This window comes from Alishewanella longhuensis, assembly GCF_014653435.1.
Taxonomy (GTDB): Bacteria; Pseudomonadota; Gammaproteobacteria; order Enterobacterales; family Alteromonadaceae; genus Alishewanella; species Alishewanella longhuensis.
On record NZ_BNAO01000012.1, the window covers coordinates 11,942 to 36,019 of the forward strand.

Here is a 24,078-nt window from a genome sequence, read left to right on the forward strand (position 1 = left end):
ACCATGCGAATATTACAACTGTTATCCCTGCTGCTGGATTACCCGAAGCAGCCGTTACTCGAAGCGAAAGACGAGTTGCTGGCAATAGTGGCTGAGGCCACTATTGCACCAGCGCAGCACGCAGCCTTAAGCGATTTTATTAACGAGCGCTGTGCTGGCGAGTTAATGGACTGGCAAGCTGAATACGATGGCTTGTTTGAGCGCGGGCGCTCGCTGTCCTTGCTGATTTTTGAGCATATACATGGCGAATCACGCGATCGCGGCCAGGCGATGGTTAACCTAATGGCGCAATACCGCGAAGCCGGGTTGGATATCGGCGTAAAAGAACTGCCGGATTATCTACCGCTTTACTTAGAGTTTTTATCGACCCAGGGTGAGCAAAACGCACAAATCGGTTTGGAAGAAATTGCTCCGGTATTAGCGGTGCTGTTGTGTCGCTTGCAACAACGCGAGTCAAATTACGCCAGCATCTTCGACACCTTACTGGCCTTGTCTACCGCGGCGGTGGATTTGGCTGATATCAAAGCGCAAATTGCCGGTGAAAAACGTGACGATACGCCAAAAGAGCTGGATAAAGTCTGGGAAGAAGAAATGGTCAGCTTTATGGGCAACGATCAAACAGACTCAGCCTGTGGCACAGGCAATAAACCCAGCGCAGGGCAACGACGTGACCAGTTTATTCCGCTCAGTACAGACCTACTGACAATGGATCCCCTTAGCAAAGAACTTTACAAAGAGGCCGCAGCAAAGCGCGCTTAAAGGAGCACCACTATGGCACACTTAAACTTGTTTGCCTTTGGCATTTACCCCTACATTGCCATCGCCATTATGGTGATTGGCAGTTGGATCCGGTATGACAGAGAGCAATATACCTGGAAAACCAGCTCTAGCCAGTTATTAGAGAGTAAACAATTGCGTAAGGGCAGCATTGCCTTTCATATCGGTATCCTTGGCATTTTTTTAGGCCACTTTGCTGGTTTGCTGCTGCCAAAAGAGTTGTGGTACCTGCTCGGTATTACCACACAAATGAAGCAGATGATCGCTATCGTCGCCGGTGGTATCTTTGGCTTAATTTGCTTTTACGGCCTAACCATTCTGATTAAGCGCCGCTTGTTTAATCCGCGTATTCGCGCCACCAGCAATACCATGGACATTGCCATCTTGTTGTTAATCTATGCGCAGTTAATTCTTGGTTTGTTGTCTATCTTTGTGTCGATGGGCCATTTAGATGGTGCTGAGATGCTAAAACTGATGGCTTGGGCACAACATACTGTGACCTTTAACAGTGTGGCCGCAGCAGAAGCCATCAGCGGCGTGCACTGGATTTTTAAAATGCATGTGTTTTTGGGCATGACCCTGTTTGTGGTGTTCCCGTTCAGCCGCCTAGTACATATGCTGAGTGTGCCGGTGCAATATATCAGTCGGCAGCACCAGATAGTGCGGCAGCGGTTTGTGAGATAAAAAGTACGGCTGCCCCTGACGGAGGGCAATTGCACGGCAGCAATTGATAACCCTCCAGGGAGGATTTACGGCATCTTTGCGTGCCATACCGGCTGAAAGCAGCCTTGCGGGATGTAACTCAGAACAGAGGTTTATATGATCCAAGTAAACAATACCAGTATCAGCGAAGCGGCTATTATGGCCGAAGTACAGTACCATCCGGCAGAAAGCAAACGCGCCGCCACCTTAAAAGCTGCCGAATCGCTGATTATCGGTGAGCTGTTACGCCAGCGTGCCAAAGCCTTGGGCTTGACGGTAAAAAGCGAGCTAAACCGCGCCAGCGATGAGGACTTTCTCGATGCGCTGATTAACCGCGAGTTGACAATCCCCACGGCTGGCGATGAAGAGTGCCAGCAGTATTACAAGCTTAACCCACAGCGTTTTGCCAGCTCACCGCTACTGGAAGTTAGCCATATTCTGCTGGCCGCTGCACCAGAGGATGATAAAGCCCGGGTAGAAGCCAAAGCACTCTCTGAGCAATTAATTCTAAAACTACAAGATGGCGAAAGCCTGGCTGATTTGGCTAAACACTATTCGGCTTGCCCATCCAAAGAAACTGGTGGTAGCTTAGGCCAAATTAGCCGCGGCCAAACAGTGCCAGAATTTGAACGGCAGATTTTCAGCGCTGAGCCCGGTTTACTGCCCCAGGGTATTGAAAGCCGTTACGGTTTTCATATCGTCTTTATTGCCCGCAAAGTGCCGGGCAAGCTATTACCCTTTAGCGCTGTACAGCAAAAAATAGCTGAATATCTGAATGAAAAAGTGCGCCGTAAAGCAGTGGCACAATATATTCACACCTTAATTGTGAATGCGGAAATCGATGGCTTTGATTTTAAGCTGTCAGATTCACCACTGATGCAATAAAGACTTGAACGACAATAACTTATAAGCCGGACTAATAGACTTTTAGTGCTAATTGTCGCGCCTGCTGCAACCAACGTTGGCGCTGCTGAACGCTAGAACTGACTACCGGGCCAAACATCAGGCTTTTTAGCGGTTTGATACCACAAAAAGCCAAGGTGGTTTTACTGATCTGATGTAAAGCCGGGGCCTGATAAAACCAACGGAAGTACCAAATAGGTGTATCCATGGTTAATAGCAAATGCGCAGTTTTGCCCATAAGTAAAGGCTGCGGGTATTTTTTATCTGGCTGATATTTAAAGGCAAAGCCCGGTAGCAATACCCGATCCAAAAAGCCTTTTAGCAAAGCCGGCACACTGCCCCACCATACTGGGTAGAGCAACGTAATGTGCTCAGCCCAGAGTAAATCAGCTTGCGCTGCCTGCAAATCCGGCTCAAAGGGTTGCAGCTGCCGATAGCCATGTCTCAACACCGGATCAAAACTCAAGGTGTTTAAATACAGCCAACGGATCTGATGTCCGTTGGCTGTAATTGCTGTGCCATATTCACTGGCTAAAGCCTGCCCGATACCTTGTTCGGTTGGGTGAGCACTGATCACTAAAACTTTTTTTCCAGACATTAAGGTACCCCATGCAAGTAATGTGCTGCATAGCCTAACACCTGCCCCTAGGGGCAGAGTCAAGTACCCGTAAAGACTAACGTACTACAATCTGTCAGCACCGGCTGCGGCTGGGCAGCACTGCAATGGCTAATTTCTTTGATCATCAGGCTTAATTGCTGGTCAAACTGCTGCAAGCGGCTCAGTTGCCGGCGAATATCAAGTTGCTTGTCTTCCAGATGCTGCAACAACAGGGACCAATCCGGTTGCTGCCCCGCATCTGGTAGCATAGCGCCCAACTCAGACAAGCGAAATCCTAACTGCTGTGCCTGACGGATCAGCTTAATTTGCGCCAGTTGCACCGCACTGTAGTGACGATACAGCCCCCGGCGTTGTACCTGCCCTAACAGCCCCAAAGTCTCATATAACCTGACAGCTTTGGCAGACGCACCGGTTTGTTTAACCACTTCCCCTATAAACATTTTCGTTCTCCTGCCAGTTGAGATACCAACAGCAGCACGCTTTTACCGCTTAATAGGTAACCCTTTAATTTAATTATATTTATATCGCTATCGCGTTAAGATCATCCTGTTTTTCAGCAGCCTGACTTAAGGAATACCCTATGAAAGCTCTACCTGTTGTCGTCTTATCTGCCCTGCCTTTGTCCGTTTTTCCTACCCTGGCCGCCAATGAACTGAGTTCGGCACTGGCTCAAAGCAGCGTATCTGCGCAAGTGCGCTACCGGTTGGAAGCAGTTGACCAGGATAATACGCTGGAAGACGCTTTTGCCTCAACCTTGCGCAGCCGTCTGACCGTTAATAGCAGCAAGGTATCTGGTTTTAGCGCACTGTTGCAAGTGGATAATGTCAGTGTACTAGGTGGCGAGCGCTTTAATAGTACCGTTAACGGCAACACCGCTTACAGCGTGGTGGCGGACCCTAAGGGTACCGATATTAATCAGGCTTTGTTGCGTTATCAGAATGACAACGGCACTAGCTTTAGCGCAGGCCGCCAGTTAGTTAACCATACTAATCAACGTTTTCTGGGCGGCGTCAGCTGGCGTCAGAACGAGCAAACACTTGACGGCTACCGGCTACAACACACATTCAGCGACAACATTAATGCTGAACTGGGTCATTTTTATAATGTAAACCGGGTATTTGGCCCCAAAGGCGCCGCGGCCGACCAGCAAGGCAGCTTTAATACGGCGCTGCTGCTGTGGCAACTTAACCCGGCACATCAATTAGCCGCCTTTGGTTATGATTTTGACTTTGCTAACTGGGCAACACGCAGCAGCCGCACTGTCGGTGTTGATTATCAGGGAAAACTAGCCAAAGGACCAACACTGAGCTGGCAGCTAGCACTAGCCAAACAAGACGATGCGCATAATGCACCGCTTAGTTTTAGCCATCGCTACCACCGTTTAAGTGTAAGCTGGGCATTGCAAAACGTCACCTTACAAGTGGGGCAAGAACGCCTAGCCGGCAACGGTCAAAGCGCTTTTCAAACACCATTGGCAACCCTGCATGCCTTTTCTGGCTTCGCTGACATATTTTTAAATACTCCTGAGAAGGGGTTGCGGGATAACTGGCTGCAGATAGACGTAAAAGGTAAAGCTATTGCGCTAACACTGGCTTACCACCGTTTTGATAGTGATACCGGCAGCCTTAAATACGGTGATGAATGGAACGTCAGCGCCAACTACCCCTTCAACAAACAATTATCTGCCTTGGTTAAATTGGCATATTACAATGCCGACACCCTGGCAGTAGATACGTCTAAAGTATGGCTGATGCTGAGTTATCAGTTGTAATCCAGGCTTGATACCGGTTTTTTCTGATAGTGTCACCCGAGCCAAGATAGCGTCTTAGTTCCTCTGCCCCGCCCCTGGTTTTCAGTGGGCGGCTTTTTATTTTCTTTACCAGACAGCCGATCTTTGTGCCTTACCCACGATGGGGTAATAAATGCAGTAAAACCGCATGTTAGCACCCTATGCCAACTGAAGCCTGCTCGAAAACTTGATCCAGATCAAACGTAACTTTGCGCTGAGCGCTAAGCTAAAACACAACATATAGACAGCAAAAATTAAAACAACACTATATATAGACACTATGTATAAGCTGCAGCCTGACGACAAGTGGACAAGCGAGCAGGAATGCTTAGACCAGGTTAGCGTTGCAGTAAGCGAATCAGGGCAACAACGCTGCTACTTGAAGTGGAACCAATACTAAGGGTTTTATGCTGAATTTTACCGATGAACAAATCGTTTTTCAGGAAGTACCTGGCGAAGTATCACTGGCATATACCATTGCCGGTTGCCCGCTGGGTTGCAAAGGCTGTCATAGCAGCTATAGCTGGCACACTGCACAAGGCACAGTGTTATCCCATAACTACCTGCAACAACGCTTAAACACATATCAGGGCCTGATTAGCTGCGTCCTGTTTTTAGGGGGGGAATGGCAACCGCAGGCGTTACTACCGCTGTTAATCCTGGCTCGCAGCGCGGGCCTGAATACCTGCTTATATACCGGGCTGGACGATGTCAGCCCTGAGCTAAAGCAACAACTGATCTATCTGAAGACCGGCCGCTGGCTGGCGGAACTGGGAGGCCTAAGCAGCCCAGGCACTAACCAAAGATTTATTGATTTACGCACAGGCCACTGCCTGAACCATTTATTTATTCGTTAACCACCTGCTGAGGGATACGCTATGCAAGCACTCAACTTTCACCAACTCCAACAAAAGCTCGATTTTATTCATAATTACCTGCACGCCATCAACGCCGCTGATGGCTCTAAGTTAGATGCCAATGCCAATGTTACCCAGAAAAATATCGCCACATTGGAAGCGGAGCTGATGAAAGATCATTTTATTCAAGTTAATCGTGCCTTGGTCAGCAATAAAATCAGCCAGTTATTTGGTGCCGAGCTGGCAGCCGAATATCTGCGTCAGATAGCACAGCACGAAATTTACGTGCACGATGAAACCAGCTTAAAGCCGTACTGTGTGTCGGTGACTATGTATCCGTTTTTACGTGATGGTTTAACGAAACTGGGGGGCGAGTCACAAGCTCCGAAACATTTGGAATCGTTTTGTGGCTGTTTCGTCAATTTTGTGTTTGCGGTATCCAGCCAGTTTGCCGGTGCTGTCGCCACCGTAGAGTTTCTTACTTACTTTGATTATTTTGCCCGTAAAGACTATGGCGACAACTATCTGCACACCCACACCAAACAGATTGAAAACCATCTGCAGCATGTGGTCTATGCGCTAAACCAGCCAGCCGCTGCCCGCGGTTATCAGAGTGTATTCTGGAATATTTCGATCTATGACCAGCATTACTTTAACAGTATGTTTGGCAGTTTTGTGTTTCCGGATTTCGTCAAACCTGAGTGGCCGTCGGTCGCTGCTTTACAGCAGTTTTTCCTTAGCTGGTTTAATAAAGAGCGCGAAAAAACCGTACTGACTTTCCCTGTCGTCACCGTAGCCATGCTAACGGATAACGGTAAATGTAAAGACACAGCCTTCGCCAATGATATCGCCGGCGAGATGGCGGCGGGTAACGCATTCTTTATCTATCAGTCAGACAACGCCGACTCCTTAGCCAGCTGCTGCCGGCTACGCAGTGAAATTAGTGATAATACCTTTTCTTACTCGCTTGGCGCTGGCGGTGTCGCTACCGGTTCCATCAACGTGATTACCATCAATATGAACCGTTTAGTGCAGGATGGCCGCGATTTAGCCACCGAGATAACTAAAATCCATAAGTATCAGGTGGCGTACCGTAAACTAATGGAAGAATACAAAGCCGCCGGCCTGCTTACAGTGTACGACGCTGGTTTTATCAGCCTGGATAAGCAGTTTCTGACGATAGGTATTAACGGCATGGTGGAAGCCGCAGAATCACAAGGCTTAGTGGCCAGCAATAACCCAGCCTATATCGGCTTTGTGCAGCAACAGCTAAAAGTAATTTTTGATGCTAATAAAGCCGCTAAAGCCGAATATGGTTATATGTTTAATACTGAGTTTGTGCCGGCGGAAAACCTGGGTGTGAAAAATGCTAAGTGGGACCGCGAAGATGGCTACCTGGTGACGCGCGATTGCTATAACTCGTATTTTTATGTGGTAGAGGATGAACAGAGCAATACGCTGGATAAGTTTCAACTGCATGGCCGCGAACTGTTAGATTACCTCGATGGCGGTTCGGCACTACATTTAAATCTGGAAGAAAAGCTCGATCAGCCAGGTTACCTAAACCTGCTCAACCTTGCCGCCCATACCGGCTGCAATTACTTTTGTGTCAACGTCAAAATTACCATCTGTAACCAATGTGAAACCATCGATAAACGCACCCTGTGTGCCTGCCCGAAATGTGGCAGTAAAGATATTGACTACGGCACCCGGGTTATCGGCTATTTAAAACGAGTATCAGCTTTTAGCAGCGGCCGCAGATTAGAGCATAACTTGCGGCATTATCACCGCCAGAGTAATCACCACTACCAGCAAGACAACGCTGTAGCACAACAAACAGCTTAACTTGTCAGGGGTGCATCATTGCACCCCGCTTTACTCACAATACCAGCTGATAGTACTGCTTTAGCAATATTTACCCATAACCAAGCCGTGATATAGCATGGGCCCGAGCTTATATTCAGAGAATGGTGATGAACAAAAAACCTCATTTAACTGTCGCCATGCAACTTGAACAGCGGAGCTGGTCCGCGGGATAAACCTTAAGGATGGGTTCACGGCGTGTTTACCTGAGCAGACCGATTCCGATCCCAACTGACACCCGCAGCGGTGTCTTTTTTGTTATTAACTCCCTATTAATTGCCCCGCTTTGGTGCTCATACCGGATTTAACCTTGCAACACCAAGCCAAAAACCTATTTACTGCCTTACTATAACTGGGCCTGATTAAACGCGACAGCGAGCAGTTGTCGGCCATTGCACTAGCTCAACGGTTAAAGGTAGCACTGTTATTGCAAAAACTCTGGCTTAAACACGGCATGCAAAAACCGAAACAGAAATATGATCCGGTACATTTGCACCAGGATGCATCGCCACTAAAACGGCTGGGCTTGCAACCGGAAGACTTGCTCAGTGCGTTAAACAGTTTTAATACCGTAGTGGATATCAGCGAACAGGATTTAGAGTGGCCATATCATCATACACAGCTTAATGCTTATCAACGTAAAAGCGGTGAGATACGCTGTCGTGATATCATATCCCGCGATCTTATTACCCGTGGGGCCCAACAGCGCCGTAGCCTCTGTATGGCAGCTGCTGCGCAAGCATAAAGTCAGCATCCTGCCGGTAACCGACACAAAGCAGCAACTGCTGGGTGTCGTGTCGACTATTCCGGTGCTAAATACGCAGCAACAGCTGGTTGGTATAATTACCCACTCCGACCTTATCACTGCGCTGTTTAACAGCAAGCTGGCCTGATCAGGCAAGTTTAAAACGGCCAACTAACGTCTGCAATTGCTCAGTCAAACGCGCCAGTTCGCGGCTGGTGCTGGCAGTTTGCTCTGCCCCAGCACTGGTTTGCACGGCAACATCGCTGATACTCAGTACTTTCTGGTTAATTTCGTCGGCAACAGTACTTTGCTGCTCAGCGGCAGAAGCTATTTGCATATTTTTATCGTTTATCCCACTAATACCGCTTAACACACCGGCCAGTATGGTGCCGGTTTCTGCGACTTTATCACTACCCTCCTGCGCCTGACCCAGGCTTAGGCGCATTGCATCTGTAGCCTGCTGAGCGCCCTGCTGCAATCCTTCTATCATGCGCTGAATATCGCCGGTTGATTGGGCGGTACGCTGTGCCAATGTGCGAACTTCGTCTGCCACTACCGCAAAGCCCCGTCCCTGTTCACCGGCACGGGCCGCTTCAATGGCAGCATTAAGCGCTAGCAAGTTAGTTTGTTCGGCTATGCCACGTATAACATCCAGTACCGATGTAATAGCATCGCTATCATGTTTTACTTTATCAATCACTTTAGCCGTACTGTCTACCTGTGCTGACAAACGGTTAATAAGGGTTATGCTCTGCTCCAGTTTAGCCTGACCTTGCGTCGCACCTGCCTGCACCGACTCAGATAACTCAGCCGCTTCTGCGGTGCTACTGGCCACATCACGCACAGTGGCACTCATTTCGTGCATAGCAGTCGCTACCATCTCGGTATCCTGTTGTTGCTGTTGCACACCTTTGCTGGTTTGCAACGTCACTGCTGACGATTGCTCTGCCGCCGTTGCCACTTGTACCGTTGCCGCGCCGACATCATTAATAATGCGTTGCAGTTCCTGCGCCATACTATTGGTACTGTGCGCAATGCGGCCAAACTCGTCTGTACCCTGATAGTAACTGCGTGCTGTAAGATCGCGTTGCGCCAGCGCAGCGATGGTACTTTCTATGCTATGCACGGCGGACGCGACGCTACGCACTGTAATCATTGTGACGACTACCAGCACTACCGCTATCAATAGTAATATTGCTAAAAGCAGCCACAACTGCCGTGTCGCTTGCTGATTTAGCTGCTCTGCTGATGCTGCGATATCCCGGCTTAAGAGTTGTTCAAATTCACTCATCTGCGCCAAACGGCTGCTAGATATATCAAACCACTGGCCATCATCTACATTTAATGCAGCACCAATTGCAGTAATAAATGCCAGTTGTTGTAACCGTGCCACCTCAGCAAAGCTATTATGCTGTATTACCTGCTGCCAGTGCAGTTGTTGCTCCGGGCTAACCATGCGTAAGAAGTTTTCCGCATAGGCATTGTAAGTTCCCAGATTATTGCTAAAGCGTGCCAGCAATTCGCCGGTAAAACTACCTTGGCTAAATACCAAGCCCAAAATGGCACGTTCACGCCCCGCGCGTTCTTTCATTTCAATAAACTGGTTTAATGTTGCCAGCTGTTTGGCCATTTCGCGATGCTGTACGTCTACTTCCAACTGGTGGTTTAACGCTATCATTGCTGTAATTAATGCCGTATATCGCTCAGCTGATACGGTATTGGTCATAGCTAATTGGTCAATCTGCCGTCGCAGTTCTGATAACTGCTGCAACTGTTGCTGTAAAGGTTGTAACTGCGGTAAACGCAATGCCATAAATGCCTGCAACTGCTGATCACTTTGTTGGCGTAACTGAGCTAACCGCTCGGCAAAACGTTTGCCGGAGCTGGCCAGAAACACCCCACTGGCGCCGCGTTCGGCTTGCAAAGTCCCCACCAATGCATTCATTGTCACAGAGGCTTCTATCGAGCTAATGACATGCTGTGCCAGCGCTACCTGTTGCCAACTGGCTGTTAGCCTTCCCCCCGCCAGCCACAAAGCAGCTAAGGCCGGTAATAGAAGTAATAACATCAATTTCTGACTGATTGCCAAATTGCGGATAAAACGCCTCATAAACAAAACCTCATGGTAAAAAGTACTGCCATTTTAGGTAAAAAATACCTAAGCGCCGAGCAGGCAAAGGTGATTACCTCTTTGTAGTTAGTTAATTACCCCGCTATAGCCGCCATATCCGGTAAGCAGCTTTGTTACACTGGAAAAAATTGTTACTGAGCTTTGAATATGAATATTGCATCCTATCCCGACTTAATTCAGGCAGCCGCAATGCAAGATGAACCACAGCGGTTATTGTTTGTATTTGCCAAGGCAGAGCTGCCAAATGGCTATACCGATACGCAAAAACACAACTTTGAACAAGGCCAGGGCGGTGCTTTGGCACCGGTGTTGTGTGTCGATAAACTACCGGACGAAGTTGCTGATTTCAGCGTTTTAGTGGCTGAATCAAAAAGTACCGGAGTCGACTGGGATATTGCTTTTGTGTCAGCCATTGGCGGCAGGGGCGGCTTCGCCCCTAATAACGATGAAGCAGCACAACCACTAAAAATGATGACCGAGAAAATTCAGGGTGGCATGATTGCCGATTTTCTGACCTTTAATAAAGACGGCGAGTTAGTGGCATTGTATTAGCGAACATGGGGGCGCCTTTTTCACTAGAAAACGGGCGCCCCATGAGTTCCTACAGGTTATCTGCGGCCCATGCAGCAAAGCGGGTTGGCGTTCGTCCTGCAATTTGCTGCTCAAGTTCGATGTCAGCCTTACCGATTTTAGTACCTAAATAGGTATACTCCTGAAAATAGCCAAACATCTGCGCCAGCTCAGCTGCGCCGGGAAAAAAGCCGGCGAATACTTCTGCAGGCACCTCCTGGTAACTGTAATGCTTACCTTGATGAGCCAGTTCGGTGATGATGTCGTCGAAACTCAGCAATTCCCCAACTACTGGTAAATACTGGCCCTGGCCGGCCATAGCTGGGTTGGCAAAGGCCCCTGCTACGGCAGCGCCCAGGTCATTGATATCCGCCATATGGATGCTTTTGCTGGCGCGGGCAATCGGCAATGCCCACCCGGCAGCGCCATCTGACTGTGTGGTCGGCGCCAGGTTATTAAGCAGGTTCTGGTAAAAGAAAGTGGCAACGACAAAGCTATGGTGTTTAAACCCGGCCGCTGTCACCAGCTGGTCCACCACCGCTTTATTGCTAAAGTGAGGCACGTCGTATCGACCACTGCTAATGGTGTTGACGTTTGGCAGCGTCGACCAGATAAAGTGCTCAACGCCGGCAGCTTTGGCTGCTGCGATGGCATTTTTCGCCTGAGTAATTTCGTCTGTGCCAGGCTCCCAAAAGTTGGTCACCGCAAATACGCCGTGGGCTCCGGCAAAGGCGGCGGCAAGGGAATCGGGATTGTTCAGATCGGCAAACACCACTTGATCCGCCTGCCCCTGGTAGGACTCGGGACGACGGCTTAAGGCTCGCACGTTAAAGTCGGTTGTCGATTTAATGGCATTGACCACCCCTTTACCCTGCTGACCGCTGGCACCCAACACAACAATGATTTTCTTTGTACCGCTCATAACTCACTCCAAATAGCTTTGATTTAACAACCACAGCAGTATATTAGTTTGAATTATGCATCTATATAGCTATTATCAAGCCAGTATAGTTGCAGATACGGAACAATTATGGATTTAGAAGGAATGCAAGTGTTTGTGGCGATTGCCGACTGTGGCACTTTAACCGCTGCGGCGAGCAAGCTTGGCATAACCAAATCAACAGTAAGCCGAAGGCTGGCGGAGTACGAGTACCGGGTTGGTGCCAGCCTTTTTCGCCGCTCCACTCGCAATCTCTCCCTGACAGATATCGGTAAGCAGCATTACACGCGCGTTCGGGAGTTGATCCATGATGCCGAAAATGCCCTGGCTGATATAGTAAACCTGAGCGCTGAACCTAAGGGACTGCTGCGGATATCTGCTTCAATCCAGGGGGCTCAGGCAGTGCTTGCGCCCATACTATGGCGTTTTAAGCGGCATTATCCGCAAGTACAGCTGGAGCTGATCATTACTGACCAAAACGTCGATCTGATCCGCGATGGCATCGACTTTACTGTGCGCATGGGGGACTTGGAAGACTCTGATTTGCTGGTGCGTAAGCTGGCGACAGGTTATCGAGCTATTGTCGCCAGTCCGGATTTTTTAAGTGCACACTTTGTTCCTAAAACGCTGGCTGATTTAAAGCGCTTGCCTGCCGTGGTGACACAGCCAAACCAGCATCTGTGGCGATTTGCTTCGGGTGAGTCGGTTAGTGTGGCTTGGACAATCAGCGCCGGAACCATTGTCCTGGCACTGGATGCCTGTTTGCAGGGCTTCGGCATCGCCTTGTTACCCGAGCTGGCCTGCAAAGCACAAATTGAGCAAGGCCAACTGGTCCGCTTGCTCCCTGACCATACCCTGAAGCCCGTAGATATCTCGTTGGTATACCCGAGACTGCAGTATCAGAGCCCGGCCGCCCGCGCCTTTCTAAACCAGCTCACGTCAGGCACCTAGCGCCTCGTTTATCGGCAACCTGCCTGAGTAAAGCGTCTGATTTGCTATAACACCGGAACCCTTGCTTGACTTGTAAAATGCTCCTAACTAGCATGATGTGTATAAAAAGTGTATAGAAAATTAAAAACCATGTTCAATGGATTATTGCCATTTTATCCTCTGTCTTCTATCAATCAGAATGCGATACGTATAGGCCTTGCTGTTTGGAGTAGCCTTTTTTTAACTTTTGTTTGTTTGACTTTACTCCGAGGGGATATATGGCTCTTGCAATTAGCTGGCCCTTTACTGTTTATTTTCGGTTATATATTGATTGGCTTCGTAGTAGGTAAAGCATATTTTTTCCTTTTAAAGGTAAAAAATAACCTATTGTTTTCCATTTTTGTATTCGCACCCGTTGTCATTCGCTTCCTTAGTGCCGTCTATGGTCTTCCTGCAGCACTCCTACTATATGTATTGCTTTTCACAACTTTCGCCTTTATTAGCTGCTATCTGGCTAAGTTGTTAAAGGCTCCAAAAAGAAAGATATTTTCACCTTATTTAGCTGGCTCGCTACTGATGAGCGTTTGTTTACTGACTGCACATCAGTTTTTCATACAACCGCAGGATCTGAATCGGTTTCTTACTGAAGTAAAGCAAGACGCCAATCGTTCTGCTGTTGCAGATCCCACTATAAAAGGGCCATTTGATTTTAGAACCTTCACCTACGGCTCAGGTTCCGACCGCAGAAGAGTGGAATTTGCAGAGCAGGCAGATTTCATTACAGACTCTGTTGACGGCAGTTTATTATTGGACAACTGGCATGGAATAACGTCATGGATGCGCAAACTATATTGGGGTATTGATGTAACAGAGCTACCTGTACAGGGACGCATTTGGCAACCAATTACCGAACAAAAGACGCCATTAGTTTTAATGGTACATGGCAACCACACCATGGAACATTTTTCAGATGAGGGATATGCATACCTTGGTGAGCACCTAGCCAGTCTTGGCTACATAGTTGTTTCCGTTGACCAAAACTTTCTCAATCTTACCAGTGCAGAAGGATACTTCGGGTTTTCTAAATTCCGATTAAGAGATGAAAATGACGCCAGAGCATGGTTGCTGTTAAAGCACCTGGAACAATGGCGTCAATGGCAGGCATCTTCCACAACAGACTGGTTCAAAAACGTCGATCTTGACAATATTATCTTAATCGGCCACTCAAGAGGTGGTGAAGGCGTTTTCATTGCAGCCCTGTTTAACCGGCTGGATTACTATCCTGACAATGCCAATTTGAAATTTGATTTCAATTTTAATATTCGGGGAATTGTTTCAATCGCGCCGTCAGACGGTCAGTATGAACCCCGGGGGTCTCTTGTAGAGCTGGACGCTATCAATTATCTCACTATCCAAGGAAGCGCCGATGCTGATGCTATGGTATTTATGGGGGCATCAGCTTACGCACGAGTTAATATGGACTCAGAGGACTTTTATTTTAAATCCAGCATCATGATTAACTCGGCTAATCATGGGCAATTTAATAGCGACTGGGGCGATTGCGATTTACAGCCCTATATCTGTTTGCTTGCAGGCCAACAAGTTCCTGTAATGGCAGCAACTGAGCAAGAACGCATAAGCAAATTTTTTGTCAGTCGTTTTGCAGAAACGGTTACCAAATCCGATAGACCCTATTTGAACTATTTCCAGCACGCACAGACCGCCGCTACATTTTTTCCAGGACACTACTTCATCTCAAATTACCTGGACTCCAATTCATTGATCATCGCAAATTTTGAGAACGACGCTAACCTCTCATCAGGTAACGCAGCTAAGATAAGTGCACAAGGCTTTACGCAATGGCAAGAACTGAAACTAAAACATCATCCAGGGTGGCAATGGACCAATCTGAATACTCATGCTGTCAAACTGGCCTGGGAGCAGAACCCGGCATCTTTCACTTTAACGATGGACGCTTCGATTATTCATAACGATAAAACGTGTTTCGCATTTTCTGTGTCTAATGCACTGGATGAAAATAGTAGTGAAACCATCACTAATTTCTCGTTACAAGTGTCCGACCATGATGGCCGCACAGCACAAGTAGAATTACAGAAATATTATCAACTCTATCCGTTACTGACTCGAAAACCAAAGCTCTCAGAAAAGGCATTTATAGAGCCCACGTTTCAGTCAGTTCAAATACCGCTACAAGATTTTGCTGTGGCCAATGTGGAACTGGATTTAACACACGTGCACTCGCTGTCGTTTGTATTTGATAAGACGTCCAAAGGCAAAATTTACTTGGATGACATTAATCTGACAAAGTGTGTGGGCCTGTAGTGAGACATTACTCCAGCTACTGATAGCTGGGCCTGTGCCGATAGGATCAGCTTTATTGATAATTCTGCTGGTAATGTCTCTTTTCCAAATCAAATACACTGACTCTTTTGATTTTTTGCTGATTTGAAGTGCTTGCCCGCGCCTTTATAAACCATCTGACGTCAGGCACCTAGGGTCTCGTTCATCGGCAACCTGCCTGAGTAATCTGTCTGTTATGCGATAACACCGCAGCCCTTGCTTGACTTGTAAAATGCTATTAACTAGCATGATGCGTATAAGTAGTGCGCATAGATGATATATGGAGCAAAGGCGATGCAACCTTTAACCGGCAACCCAGCCGCTAAAAAAGCGACAAACCTTAGTATAAACATAGATTTATTGGCAGAGGCTCGCCGCCTGAATATAAACCTGTCAGCGACGCTTGAGTGGGCGCTGACTGAAAAAATCCGCCAGGAAAAACGCAATCAATGGCTGCAAGATAACCGCGAAGCCATTGACGCCTGTAATGAACTGGCTGAACAAAATGGTCTTTTCTCTGACAAGCATCGGTTATTCTGATGGCGCAGTTCGATGTATATGTAAATACTGATCAAGCTACCAATAAGATTTACCCTTATTTTATTGATATTCAGAACAGTCTGCTCGATACCCTTAACAGCAGAGTTGTCATTCCGCTAACCCCCATTCGGGGATCAGACAAAACCTACCCCAAACACCTTTGCCCTGTCATTGAAATTAACAACTCAAAGTTTGCTGTGCTTACCTATCAGCTGACCAGCGTCGCCGTCAGCTTTTTGCAACAACAGGAAACTTCGCTCGTTGCCAGCAGGGATGACATCGTTGCGGCTATAGATTTTCTGGTTACCGGCATTTAACAAAACATAAAAGGCGTTTGGGTAGCATGCCTATTTTAACCTACACCACCTTTGAATAGCGCTGTTGGCCCTGGGTAAGGTAGGCATCAAAGCAGGCGCAGATACTGCGTACCCAGAGCCTGCCGCTGGCGGTTACGTTAATCCGCCCGTCATACACTTCTACCAAGCCATCTTCCATAAAGGGCTGCAGCTGCTCTAATGCTTCGGCAAAATAGTGCCAGAAACTTGCAAGATGCCATTGCTGGCTAAACCCTTCTATATCTAATTCAAAATGGCAGATTAACTGGCTAATCAGTGCCGCGCGGATTTTATCATCACCATTTAAGCTAAAACCGCGCTCTACCGGCAAGTTGCCAGCATTTATTGCCGCATAATAAGCAGGTAACTCTTTGCTGTTTTGCCACAGCACGCCACTTACCTGGCTGATACTGGACACACCCAAGCCAATCAAAGCATCCTGACCTGCGGTGGTATAACCCTGAAAATTGCGCTGCAGCTTACCTGCCTGTTGTGCTTTGGCCAACGTATCATCTGGTCTGGCAAAGTGATCCATGCCGATAAACTGATAACCGGCCGCGACAAAACGGTTGATGGCCAGTTGCATCAGCTCCAGCTTTCGCGGTGCATCCGGCAAACTGCTGTCATCTATTTTGCGCTGCGCAGCAAAACGATCCGGGATATGGGCATAGCTAAACAGCGAAATACGGTGCGGATTAAGCCGGATAATTTCATCGACGGTTTTAGCAAAGCTGGCCGGCTGCTGAAACGGCAGGCCGTAGATAAGGTCGAGATTAATTGAGCTAAAACCCAGCTCACGGCTAAGCTGCACCTGATGACGGATAAGATCAGTGTCCTGCACGCGGTTAATGGCAATCTGCACTTTTTCATCTAAATCCTGCACGCCAAAGCTAACGCGGTTAAAACCCAAAGTACTTAGGTGACGCAGCTTGCCATCACTACAACTGCGCGGGTCAATTTCAATACTGATTTCAGCATCAGCATTAATAGTAAAAAACTTATGTAACAGCGCCATTAAACGGCTAAGTTGCACTTCAGTCAAAAAAGTTGGGGTCCCGCCGCCTAAATGCAGCTGATTAATACGTTTGCTATCTAACAGTGGCGCAAACAACGCCATCTCTTCTGCTAAGGCATCAAGATAGGTATCAGCTTTGTGCTGGTGCCGGGTAATCACTTTATTACAGCCACAGTAGTAACACAGCTTATGGCAGAACGGGATATGCAGGTACAGGCTAAGCTCGTCCGGGCTTTGGCTGATTGCGCCTTGGATCAGCCCTTGGTCAAAGTCGGTACTCAGCGAAAGTGCAGTAGGATAAGAGGTATAACGCGGGCCGTTAATGTTATATTTACTAATTAATGTCGGGTCCCATTTAATTGTTTGCATCTTTACCTCTGTTATTGCGCCTGGCTGACTTAACGTTGTTCCACCGAGGGCTTAGTATCTGACAACTCGGCTGTCTTTTGTTGCAGTGCCAGCCATTGCAGCCCGCGCGTTAAAGGTAGCGGTAAACGCTCCGGCCCTATGCTGTCTAGCAGGTTTTTGCAGTATAAACCCAGCTCGGTATCACCTAACATTTGCAGCCGACGGCGGAAAAATAACGTATCCGGATCGGTGGTGTTACTGATCATGGCAATAAAATCGGCTAGTTCAGCTTTTAACAGCAGATCTTGCTGCGCGGGCATCAGCTGGACTTGCAGCTTATTACCATCAAGGCAAATACCAAATTCCAGCGCGATATCGACAACGCTAATCACTACTGTCTTATGCTGCATAAAATTCAGCTCGCCGCTACTTAGCTCAGGCTGGAAAAACCGGTTTAATACCAACTGTAACATGCCGCTTTGTAACCCCTTTGGCGCACAACAGATAGCAGTGCGTAGCATTGGGGGTAGCGCCGCTACCACCTTATGGTTAACTCTTTTAATATCAAACATATAAAAGCCTTATTGTCCGTTATAGCTCTATAATAAAACCACATTACGAAGCACTTAGCTATGCCCTGTCGGAGGTAGCTGAAGTGACTAATATATTGAAGAGGTTGGAAATGGAATTGCTCTGCCCTGCTGGCAGTATGCCGGCGTTAAAGGCGGCCATCGAACATGGCGCCGACGCTGTGTACATTGGTTTAAAAGACGATACCAACGCCCGTCATTTTGCCGGGCTAAATTTTGACGAGGCCAGGCTGAAAGAAGCTGCGCGCTTTGTCCATCAGCATGGCAAAAAACTACATGTGGCAATAAATACCTTTGCCCATCCGGATAATTATCAGCGCTGGCAGCGGGCCGTTGATATGGCCGCCCACGCTGGCGCCGATGTGCTGATCCTGGCTGATATTGCTGTGCTGGCCTATGCTGCTGAGCGTTATCCTAAGCTAGAACGGCATCTGTCAGTGCAGGCATCAGCCACTAATGTTGCTGCTATTAATTTTTACCGCCAGTTTGGCATCAGCCGGGTCGTTTTACCGCGGGTGTTATCGATGCAGCAAGTGCGTGCCATTGCCAGAAGTTGTGAAATTGATCTGGAAGTGTTCGCCTTTGGCAGTCTGTGTATTATGGCCGAAGGCCGCTGTTATTTAAGCTCGTACATGACCGGCCAGTCACCCAACACCGCAGGCGCCTGCTCACCGGCGGCGTTTGTAGAGTGGCAGGATAATGACGGCACGCTGGAATCGCGCTTAAACGGAATTTTAATTGATCGCTTTGCCCCGAATGAAACAGCTGGCTACCCCACCCTGTGCAAGGGTCGCTTTAGTGTGGGCGATGATACTTACCATGCACTGGAAGAACCAACCAGCCTAAACACCCTGGATTTATTGCCACAGTTGTATGCCGAAGGTATTACGTCATTAAAAATAGAAGGCCGTCAGCGTAGCCCTGCCTATGTGGCACAAATAACTAAGGTCTGGCGCGCGGCCATCGATGCCGTAGTAAGCGCGCCAGATCATTTTAATGTGCAACCACATTGGCAGCAAGTGCTCGCTGGCTTGTCTGAAGGCAGCCAGACCACGCTGGGTGCCTATCATCGAAAATGGAAATAAGCTAATGCAATTCTCACTAGGTCCGGTGCTGTATTTCTGGCCCAAAGCACAAATGCTGCAGTTTTACCGTGAGGTAGCTGACAGCGACTTTGACATTGTTTACCTCGGCGAAACAGTCTGCAGCAAACGGCGTGAGCTGAAGTTTGACGACTACTTAGCTGTAGCACAAATGCTGCGCGAAGCGGGCAAGCAAGTCTGTTTATCGTCGATGACCTTGTACGAAGCACCTGGTGAGCTAAGAGAGCTTCGTAAATACGTCGACAACGGCGAGTTTTTAGTCGAAGCCAATGATGTTGGTGCCATTAGCATGCTGCAAGAGCAAAGCCTGCCGTTTGTCGCCGGCGCAGCGATTAATTGCTATAACCAGCATACATTACGTCGGCTTGTTGGTATGGGGCTAAAGCGCTGGGTATTGCCAGTTGAGCTTTCCGGCCAGTGGTTAAGTGATGTGTTAAACCAAAGCGTTATTAGCGATATCCGTGACTGTTTTACGACCGAAGTATTTAGCTTTGGTCACCTGCCACTGGCCTGGAGTGGTCGTTGTTTTACCGCCCGCTCAGAGAATCGTAGTAAAGATCAGTGTGAACTATGCTGCATAAAATACCCTGAAGGCAGGCAAGTCAGTAGTCAGGACGGCACCCAGGTCTTTGTGCTAAACGGTATTCAGACCCTGTCCGGTTATCGTTATAACCTGGTAAACCAGTTAAGTACTATGCACAACACAGTGGATATAGTACGGTTAAGCCCACAGCTAACAGGCACCTTTGACTGGCTGGCTAAATTTAAAGCTAACCGTGGTGGCACAGCGCCGCAACAACTGAGTGCCACGGACAGTAATGGCTACTGGCTGCAACTGGCCGGCATGGCAACAGGATAAAAATAATGACCAACCAAATCGCCAAAATTGGCATAGTAACGGTAAGCGACCGGGCAAGTGCTGGGGTATACGAGGATTTATCAGGTAAGGCGATTATCGATACCTTAACAGACTATTTAAGCTGCGACTGGCAACCAGAATACCGGTTGATCCCGGACGAGCAGCCGCTGATAGAACAAACGCTGCGCGAACTGGCAGACCAACAAGGCTGCTGTTTAATTGTCACTACCGGCGGCACCGGCCCAGCTAAACGCGATGTCACGCCTGAAGCAACCGAAGCGGTGTGTGAACGGATGATGCCAGGCTTTGGTGAGCTGATGCGCACCGAATCGTTAAAATATGTACCCACCGCCATTTTATCGCGCCAAACTGCTGGCCTGCGTGGCAACAGCTTAATTATAAACCTACCCGGCAAACCCAAAGCTATTCGCCAGTGTTTAGATGCGGTATTTCCGGCCGTGCCCTATTGCATTGATTTAATGGATGGGCCCTTTTTGCAGTGCAATGAAGATGTGATTAAGCCGTTTCGGCCTAAAAGCTGACTGACGGCTAACCCAAACAACGGAGCAAACCGGTTTCTGCCAACACCAGACTTAGCGCCTAAGCAAAAATAGCCAGACTACCAACAGCAAGGTAATAAACCAGAAACCAGATAACAATTGCCAGAACAATAACGGGTTGGTTTTGTGTTCTTGTTTTACTTCTTCGTGCAAAAACGCTGGGTTCGGTTGCTGTAAATCAGTCAGCAGCTGGTTAATGCTTTGATAGCGCTGCGATAAGTCTAAACTCACCCCTTTTTGCAGCGCCCTGTCAAACCAGGTTGGAATAACCGAATTAAAACGGCTGCTATTACGATAGCGTAGTTTGTCGTAATCAGCCGCAGTACGGCACTCCTCCACTGCATTTCCGTAGGGTAAATGACCGCCACTGAATAGCTCATAGGCGATGGTAGCCAGCGCATAAATATCGCCTTGCACCCCGGAGTTATGTCCAAGTAAATAATGGGGATCGGAATAGGCTGCGGTACCCAGTGCAGCTTCATGTTGCAGCGGGCTGTATATTTCAGCCAGGCCTGCCACATAGACCGAGCCAAAATCGACAATTTTTAAGCTGCCGTCATCCAGGTAAATAATATTGCCGGGTTTTAAATCCTGATGGATAGCCCCCATGCGGTGGAAGGCTTTTAACCCTTCGGCTATTTGTTTTACCAGCTTAATCGCCAATGCCGGCTTCAGCGGTTTAGGCTGCCGCTCAAACCAGTGCTCTAAGCTCTGGCCTGGCAGATATTCCAGCAGGTAATATAAAAAAGTACGTGGTCGGCATTGCCGTACTACCCTGACCACATAATCTGACTCAATCCGCAGACCTATCCATTCTTCGCGGATAAAACGGTCTATATACAAAGCATCATCGTCGTAGTTCAACGAAGGGCATTTCAGCACCAATTGCCTGCCACTGCTCTCTTCTTCAACTAAATACAAGTGGCTGCGGCTGCTGGCAAATAGCTCGCTAACTACTTTATAGCCATCCAGTTTCATCCCAGGGCTAAGCGCCGGAGGAAAGGGTAGCCGGGTCAGATGTTGATTTAAATCGTCCAGACTTTGCTCGGGTAAAGCCATTACTTCCAGCACAATCAGGCTGACATTATCATCGCTGCCCTGAGTTAATGCCTGCTGTTTTAACTGCTGCGCCGTTAATTGCAGATCGGTCGCAGCAGTGAGTTGACGTTGTAACGCTTCAGCATTAATAAAATCGGAAATGCCATCCGAGCAAAGCAGGAATTTGTCACCGGGCATTAGGCTGATACTGCCTTGTTGCAGCTCAACCCGTGCATCCATGCCCAGTGCCCGCCCCAGAAACTGGCGCTGCTCAGATAATACCGTGGTATGGTCCTGGCTTAACTGTACCAGCACACCGTTTCGCCAGTGGTATATACGGCTATCACCAATATGAAAAAAGTGCGCGGTCTGCGATTTGATGATCAGTGCGGTAAAAGTGGTCAGGTAACCTTTTTGATTGTGCACAAATTGATGGCTTAGCTCATACAATTCGTTGTTGATGGTGGCCAGCAGCTGCGTGGCACTATAGGCCACCGACCAGCTGTCTGGCGTCTGGCTGTATTCCCGGCAAAAGCGACTTACCGCGCGTTCACTGGCTTGCTGACCAGCCTCAGCCGTGCTGACGCCATCAGCCAGCGCAAAACAGGCCCCCTTATATGTTAACAGGTGGGCGTCATCGGGCAGGTTAACTGCCACTGCATCTTCGTTAGCCGGTTTAAGCCCGGCTTCACAGACACTGCTATAGCGAAGTTGCAGTTCAGATGCGCTCACTTGTTGCTCCTTTTTAGCCGAGTACTAAAACTAACCGACATTAATCCGGTGCACAGTACCATCTTCACCGACTTCGGTTATATGCCCTTTAGGGTCATCTAAAAACATTACCGCTACCAGACCAACCAATGCTGACGCTGCGATAACGTAGAAGAACATACTGTAGCTGACATAACTGAGCACGGTTAAATACACCACAGCACCGACGTTACCATAAGCGCCAGCCATACCAGCAATCTGGCCAGTCATGCTGCGTTTGATTAATGGTACTATCGCAAATACCGCGCCTTCACCTGCTTGCACAAAGAAGCTACAGGCCATGGTCGCCAGCACCGCAAGTGGGATCCACCAGTGGCTGTCCATTAAGCCCATCAGAAAATAGCCTGCGGCCAGGCCACCAATTAAAATCAACATGCTTTTACGCCGGCCAAACTTATCAGAAAACCAGCCCCCCATTGGCCTCGATACCAGATTCATAAAGGCAAAACCCGACGCCAGCAAGCCAGCTTTTACCGCACTGATCCCTTCAAAGGTCTCCAGAAAATACAGCGGCAACATCGATACTACTGCCAACTCAGAGCCAAAGGTAGCAAAGTAAGCAATGTTTAAAATACCCACCTGCTTAAAACTGTATTTATCGGCCTCCGGCACGCCGGCACGCAAATGCTCAACATTAACCCGCCAAGTTTGTTGGGTTTGCACGATAAACAATAGCAGCAACACGCCCCATAACACGTACATCATATTGGTAGAGAATAGCTCTACCCCGGCAGGTGATAAACGCCAGGCCAACATCCCCAATGCCAGATGCATAGGAATATTCATCAGAATAAGACCCCACATTGCCCCCCAGCTTGATACTACCATAGCACCGGTTTTTTTCGGTTTAAAATACATCGAGCCTTTGGGGGTATTGCGGGCATATTTATAAAACACCAGCGCATATACCGCACTTATTACGCCAACGGTACCAATGGCATAACGCCAGCCATCAGGACCACCAAAGCTCAGTGCCAGCAGCGGTAAAGTCATCGCTGCAGCGGCAGAGCCAAAGTTACCCCAACCACCATAAATGCCCTCAGCCGTGCCTACCTGATGGTGTGGAAACCACTCACCAACCAAACGAATGCCCACCACAAAGCCTGCACCAACAAAGCCCAGTAAAAAGCGAAACAGTGCTAGTGCATCGTAAGTTTGGGAAAAAGCAAAACCAATACACAGCAGCGCTGAGATAAACAGCAACAAAGAGTACATAATTCGTGGGCCGTAGCGGTCGACCAGCATCCCCACCACAATCCTTGCCGGTATGGTCATGGCCACGTTTAATATCAGCAGGGCTTTAATCTGAGCATCTGTCAGCGCCAGCGCTTCTTTAATATGAATAAGCAAAGGTGCATGCGCAAACCAGATAACGAAGGTCAGAAAAAAGGCAAACCAGGTCAGATGCAGCATTTTTATTTTTTGTTCAGCGAAATTAAACAGGTTTAACCCACCACCGCTTGGTGTTGCTAAAGCAGAACCAGCCATAACATTCTCCACAAGATTAACAGTTAACTGCGCCTAGTTTAGAGAGCCATAGCGATAAAATCATTGATACAAAACAAAGCAAGACAAGCAATTTTATTTTCAAAAACAGACAGATACTACTTTGTAGGTAGCCACAACCATGCAGCCGCCCAGCCATAATTCAGCGCCGGATACCCACTTAGGATGAGTCTGCGATTGGGCACGGCGCTCGCTGGCGCGTCAGAGGTACGCCCTCTTCGCTGCG

24 protein-coding genes are annotated in these 24,078 nt (G+C 48.2%); 16 read left to right on the forward strand and 8 right to left on the reverse strand.

All coding sequences use genetic code 11. The features are described from left to right. Positions 1-3: 3 nt before the first annotated feature. From narJ to IE163_RS16935, 3 genes are all read left to right on the forward strand, one after another. Positions 4-759, forward strand: a complete 756-nt coding sequence (gene narJ / locus IE163_RS16925; RefSeq protein WP_189434185.1) for a nitrate reductase molybdenum cofactor assembly chaperone — start codon at positions 4-6, stop codon at positions 757-759. 12 nt (positions 760-771) lie between these two features. Continuing rightward, complete coding sequence (gene narI / locus IE163_RS16930) at positions 772-1,461, forward strand: respiratory nitrate reductase subunit gamma (protein ID WP_189434186.1); 690 nt, start codon at positions 772-774, stop codon at positions 1,459-1,461. A 135-nt stretch (positions 1,462-1,596) separates the two neighbouring features. After that, positions 1,597-2,364, forward strand: coding sequence for a peptidylprolyl isomerase (locus tag IE163_RS16935; RefSeq protein WP_189434187.1), 768 nt, complete (start codon positions 1,597-1,599; stop codon positions 2,362-2,364). A gap of 31 nt (positions 2,365-2,395) precedes the next feature. Here IE163_RS16935 and IE163_RS16940 read toward each other — a convergent pair whose 3' ends face one another. Both IE163_RS16940 and IE163_RS16945 read right to left on the reverse strand, forming a co-directional pair. Then, positions 2,396-2,980 carry an NAD(P)H-dependent oxidoreductase gene (locus IE163_RS16940; protein ID WP_189434188.1) on the reverse strand — a complete coding sequence of 195 codons (585 nt, stop codon included), beginning with the start codon at positions 2,978-2,980 and terminating at the stop codon, positions 2,396-2,398. 59 nt (positions 2,981-3,039) lie between these two features. Then, the gene (locus IE163_RS16945; RefSeq protein WP_189434189.1) at positions 3,040-3,441 is read right to left on the reverse strand and encodes a MerR family transcriptional regulator; all 402 of its coding nucleotides are present in this window, start codon (positions 3,439-3,441) and stop codon (positions 3,040-3,042) included. Between the two features lie 140 nt (positions 3,442-3,581). On the opposite strand from IE163_RS16945, the gene IE163_RS16950 reads away from it, so the two are divergent. The 5 genes from IE163_RS16950 (at position 3,582) to IE163_RS18020 (ending at position 8,403) form a co-directional block, all read left to right on the forward strand. Continuing rightward, a complete protein-coding gene (locus IE163_RS16950) occupies positions 3,582-4,772 on the forward strand; it encodes a hypothetical protein (protein WP_189434190.1) in 1,191 nt (396 codons plus the stop codon). 425 nt (positions 4,773-5,197) lie between these two features. Continuing rightward, positions 5,198-5,647 (forward strand): anaerobic ribonucleoside-triphosphate reductase activating protein, encoded by a 450-nt coding sequence (gene nrdG / locus IE163_RS16955; RefSeq protein ID WP_189434191.1) that lies wholly within the window; start codon positions 5,198-5,200, stop codon positions 5,645-5,647. A gap of 21 nt (positions 5,648-5,668) precedes the next feature. Continuing rightward, positions 5,669-7,492, forward strand: a complete 1,824-nt coding sequence (gene nrdD, locus IE163_RS16960; protein WP_189434192.1) for an anaerobic ribonucleoside-triphosphate reductase — start codon at positions 5,669-5,671, stop codon at positions 7,490-7,492. Positions 7,493-7,964: 472 nt separating this feature from the next. Continuing rightward, positions 7,965-8,255, forward strand: a complete 291-nt coding sequence (locus tag IE163_RS16965; RefSeq protein ID WP_229833632.1) for a hypothetical protein — start codon at positions 7,965-7,967, stop codon at positions 8,253-8,255. Further along, positions 8,137-8,403 (forward strand): CBS domain-containing protein, encoded by a 267-nt coding sequence (locus IE163_RS18020; protein ID WP_373297900.1) that lies wholly within the window; start codon positions 8,137-8,139, stop codon positions 8,401-8,403. Before IE163_RS16965 ends, IE163_RS18020 begins: the two co-directional genes overlap by 119 nt. Here the strand turns inward: IE163_RS18020 and IE163_RS16970 are convergent, their stop codons facing one another. Beyond that, complete coding sequence (locus IE163_RS16970; protein WP_189434194.1) at positions 8,404-10,365, reverse strand: methyl-accepting chemotaxis protein; 1,962 nt, start codon at positions 10,363-10,365, stop codon at positions 8,404-8,406. It abuts the gene before it with no gap. A 168-nt stretch (positions 10,366-10,533) separates the two neighbouring features. Here IE163_RS16970 and IE163_RS16975 point away from each other — a divergent pair, with 168 nt between their 5' ends. After that, the gene (locus IE163_RS16975; protein ID WP_189434196.1) at positions 10,534-10,938 is read left to right on the forward strand and encodes a ribonucleotide reductase subunit alpha; all 405 of its coding nucleotides are present in this window, start codon (positions 10,534-10,536) and stop codon (positions 10,936-10,938) included. Between the two features lie 49 nt (positions 10,939-10,987). Here IE163_RS16975 and IE163_RS16980 read toward each other — a convergent pair whose 3' ends face one another. After that, positions 10,988-11,878, reverse strand: coding sequence for an NmrA family NAD(P)-binding protein (locus IE163_RS16980; protein WP_189434198.1), 891 nt, complete (start codon positions 11,876-11,878; stop codon positions 10,988-10,990). 108 nt (positions 11,879-11,986) lie between these two features. On the opposite strand from IE163_RS16980, the gene IE163_RS16985 reads away from it, so the two are divergent. The 4 genes from IE163_RS16985 (at position 11,987) to IE163_RS17000 (ending at position 16,044) form a co-directional block, all read left to right on the forward strand. Continuing rightward, on the forward strand, positions 11,987-12,847 hold the full coding sequence (locus tag IE163_RS16985) for a LysR family transcriptional regulator (RefSeq protein ID WP_189434200.1): 861 nt from the start codon (positions 11,987-11,989) through the stop codon (positions 12,845-12,847). 108 nt (positions 12,848-12,955) lie between these two features. Beyond that, complete coding sequence (locus IE163_RS16990; protein ID WP_189434202.1) at positions 12,956-15,169, forward strand: alpha/beta hydrolase; 2,214 nt, start codon at positions 12,956-12,958, stop codon at positions 15,167-15,169. Positions 15,170-15,481: 312 nt separating this feature from the next. After that, positions 15,482-15,727 (forward strand): type II toxin-antitoxin system CcdA family antitoxin, encoded by a 246-nt coding sequence (locus IE163_RS16995; RefSeq protein WP_189434204.1) that lies wholly within the window; start codon positions 15,482-15,484, stop codon positions 15,725-15,727. Beyond that, positions 15,727-16,044 (forward strand): CcdB family protein, encoded by a 318-nt coding sequence (locus IE163_RS17000; RefSeq protein WP_189434206.1) that lies wholly within the window; start codon positions 15,727-15,729, stop codon positions 16,042-16,044. Before IE163_RS16995 ends, IE163_RS17000 begins: the two co-directional genes overlap by 1 nt. 40 nt (positions 16,045-16,084) lie before the next feature. Here the strand turns inward: IE163_RS17000 and hemN are convergent, their stop codons facing one another. Together hemN and ubiT are read right to left on the reverse strand one after the other, a co-directional pair. After that, positions 16,085-17,446 carry an oxygen-independent coproporphyrinogen III oxidase gene (gene hemN / locus IE163_RS17005; RefSeq protein WP_189434208.1) on the reverse strand — a complete coding sequence of 454 codons (1,362 nt, stop codon included), beginning with the start codon at positions 17,444-17,446 and terminating at the stop codon, positions 16,085-16,087. Between the two features lie 29 nt (positions 17,447-17,475). Then, positions 17,476-17,997 (reverse strand): ubiquinone anaerobic biosynthesis accessory factor UbiT, encoded by a 522-nt coding sequence (gene ubiT / locus IE163_RS17010; RefSeq protein ID WP_189434210.1) that lies wholly within the window; start codon positions 17,995-17,997, stop codon positions 17,476-17,478. A gap of 110 nt (positions 17,998-18,107) precedes the next feature. Here ubiT and ubiU point away from each other — a divergent pair, with 110 nt between their 5' ends. From ubiU to mog, 3 genes are read left to right on the forward strand one after another with little or no spacing between them, the layout of a single operon-like run. Next, positions 18,108-19,100, forward strand: a complete 993-nt coding sequence (gene ubiU / locus IE163_RS17015; RefSeq protein ID WP_189434212.1) for a ubiquinone anaerobic biosynthesis protein UbiU — start codon at positions 18,108-18,110, stop codon at positions 19,098-19,100. 4 nt (positions 19,101-19,104) lie between these two features. Further along, a complete protein-coding gene (locus tag IE163_RS17020) occupies positions 19,105-19,977 on the forward strand; it encodes a U32 family peptidase (protein ID WP_189434214.1) in 873 nt (290 codons plus the stop codon). A gap of 5 nt (positions 19,978-19,982) precedes the next feature. Beyond that, positions 19,983-20,519 carry a molybdopterin adenylyltransferase gene (gene mog / locus IE163_RS17025; protein ID WP_189434216.1) on the forward strand — a complete coding sequence of 179 codons (537 nt, stop codon included), beginning with the start codon at positions 19,983-19,985 and terminating at the stop codon, positions 20,517-20,519. Positions 20,520-20,570: 51 nt separating this feature from the next. Here the strand turns inward: mog and IE163_RS17030 are convergent, their stop codons facing one another. After that, positions 20,571-22,307, reverse strand: coding sequence for a bifunctional protein-serine/threonine kinase/phosphatase (locus IE163_RS17030; RefSeq protein ID WP_189434218.1), 1,737 nt, complete (start codon positions 22,305-22,307; stop codon positions 20,571-20,573). Positions 22,308-22,337: 30 nt separating this feature from the next. Beyond that, the gene (locus IE163_RS17035) at positions 22,338-23,834 is read right to left on the reverse strand and encodes a NarK family nitrate/nitrite MFS transporter (RefSeq protein WP_189434220.1); all 1,497 of its coding nucleotides are present in this window, start codon (positions 23,832-23,834) and stop codon (positions 22,338-22,340) included. Between the last annotated feature and the right edge of the window lie 244 nt (positions 23,835-24,078).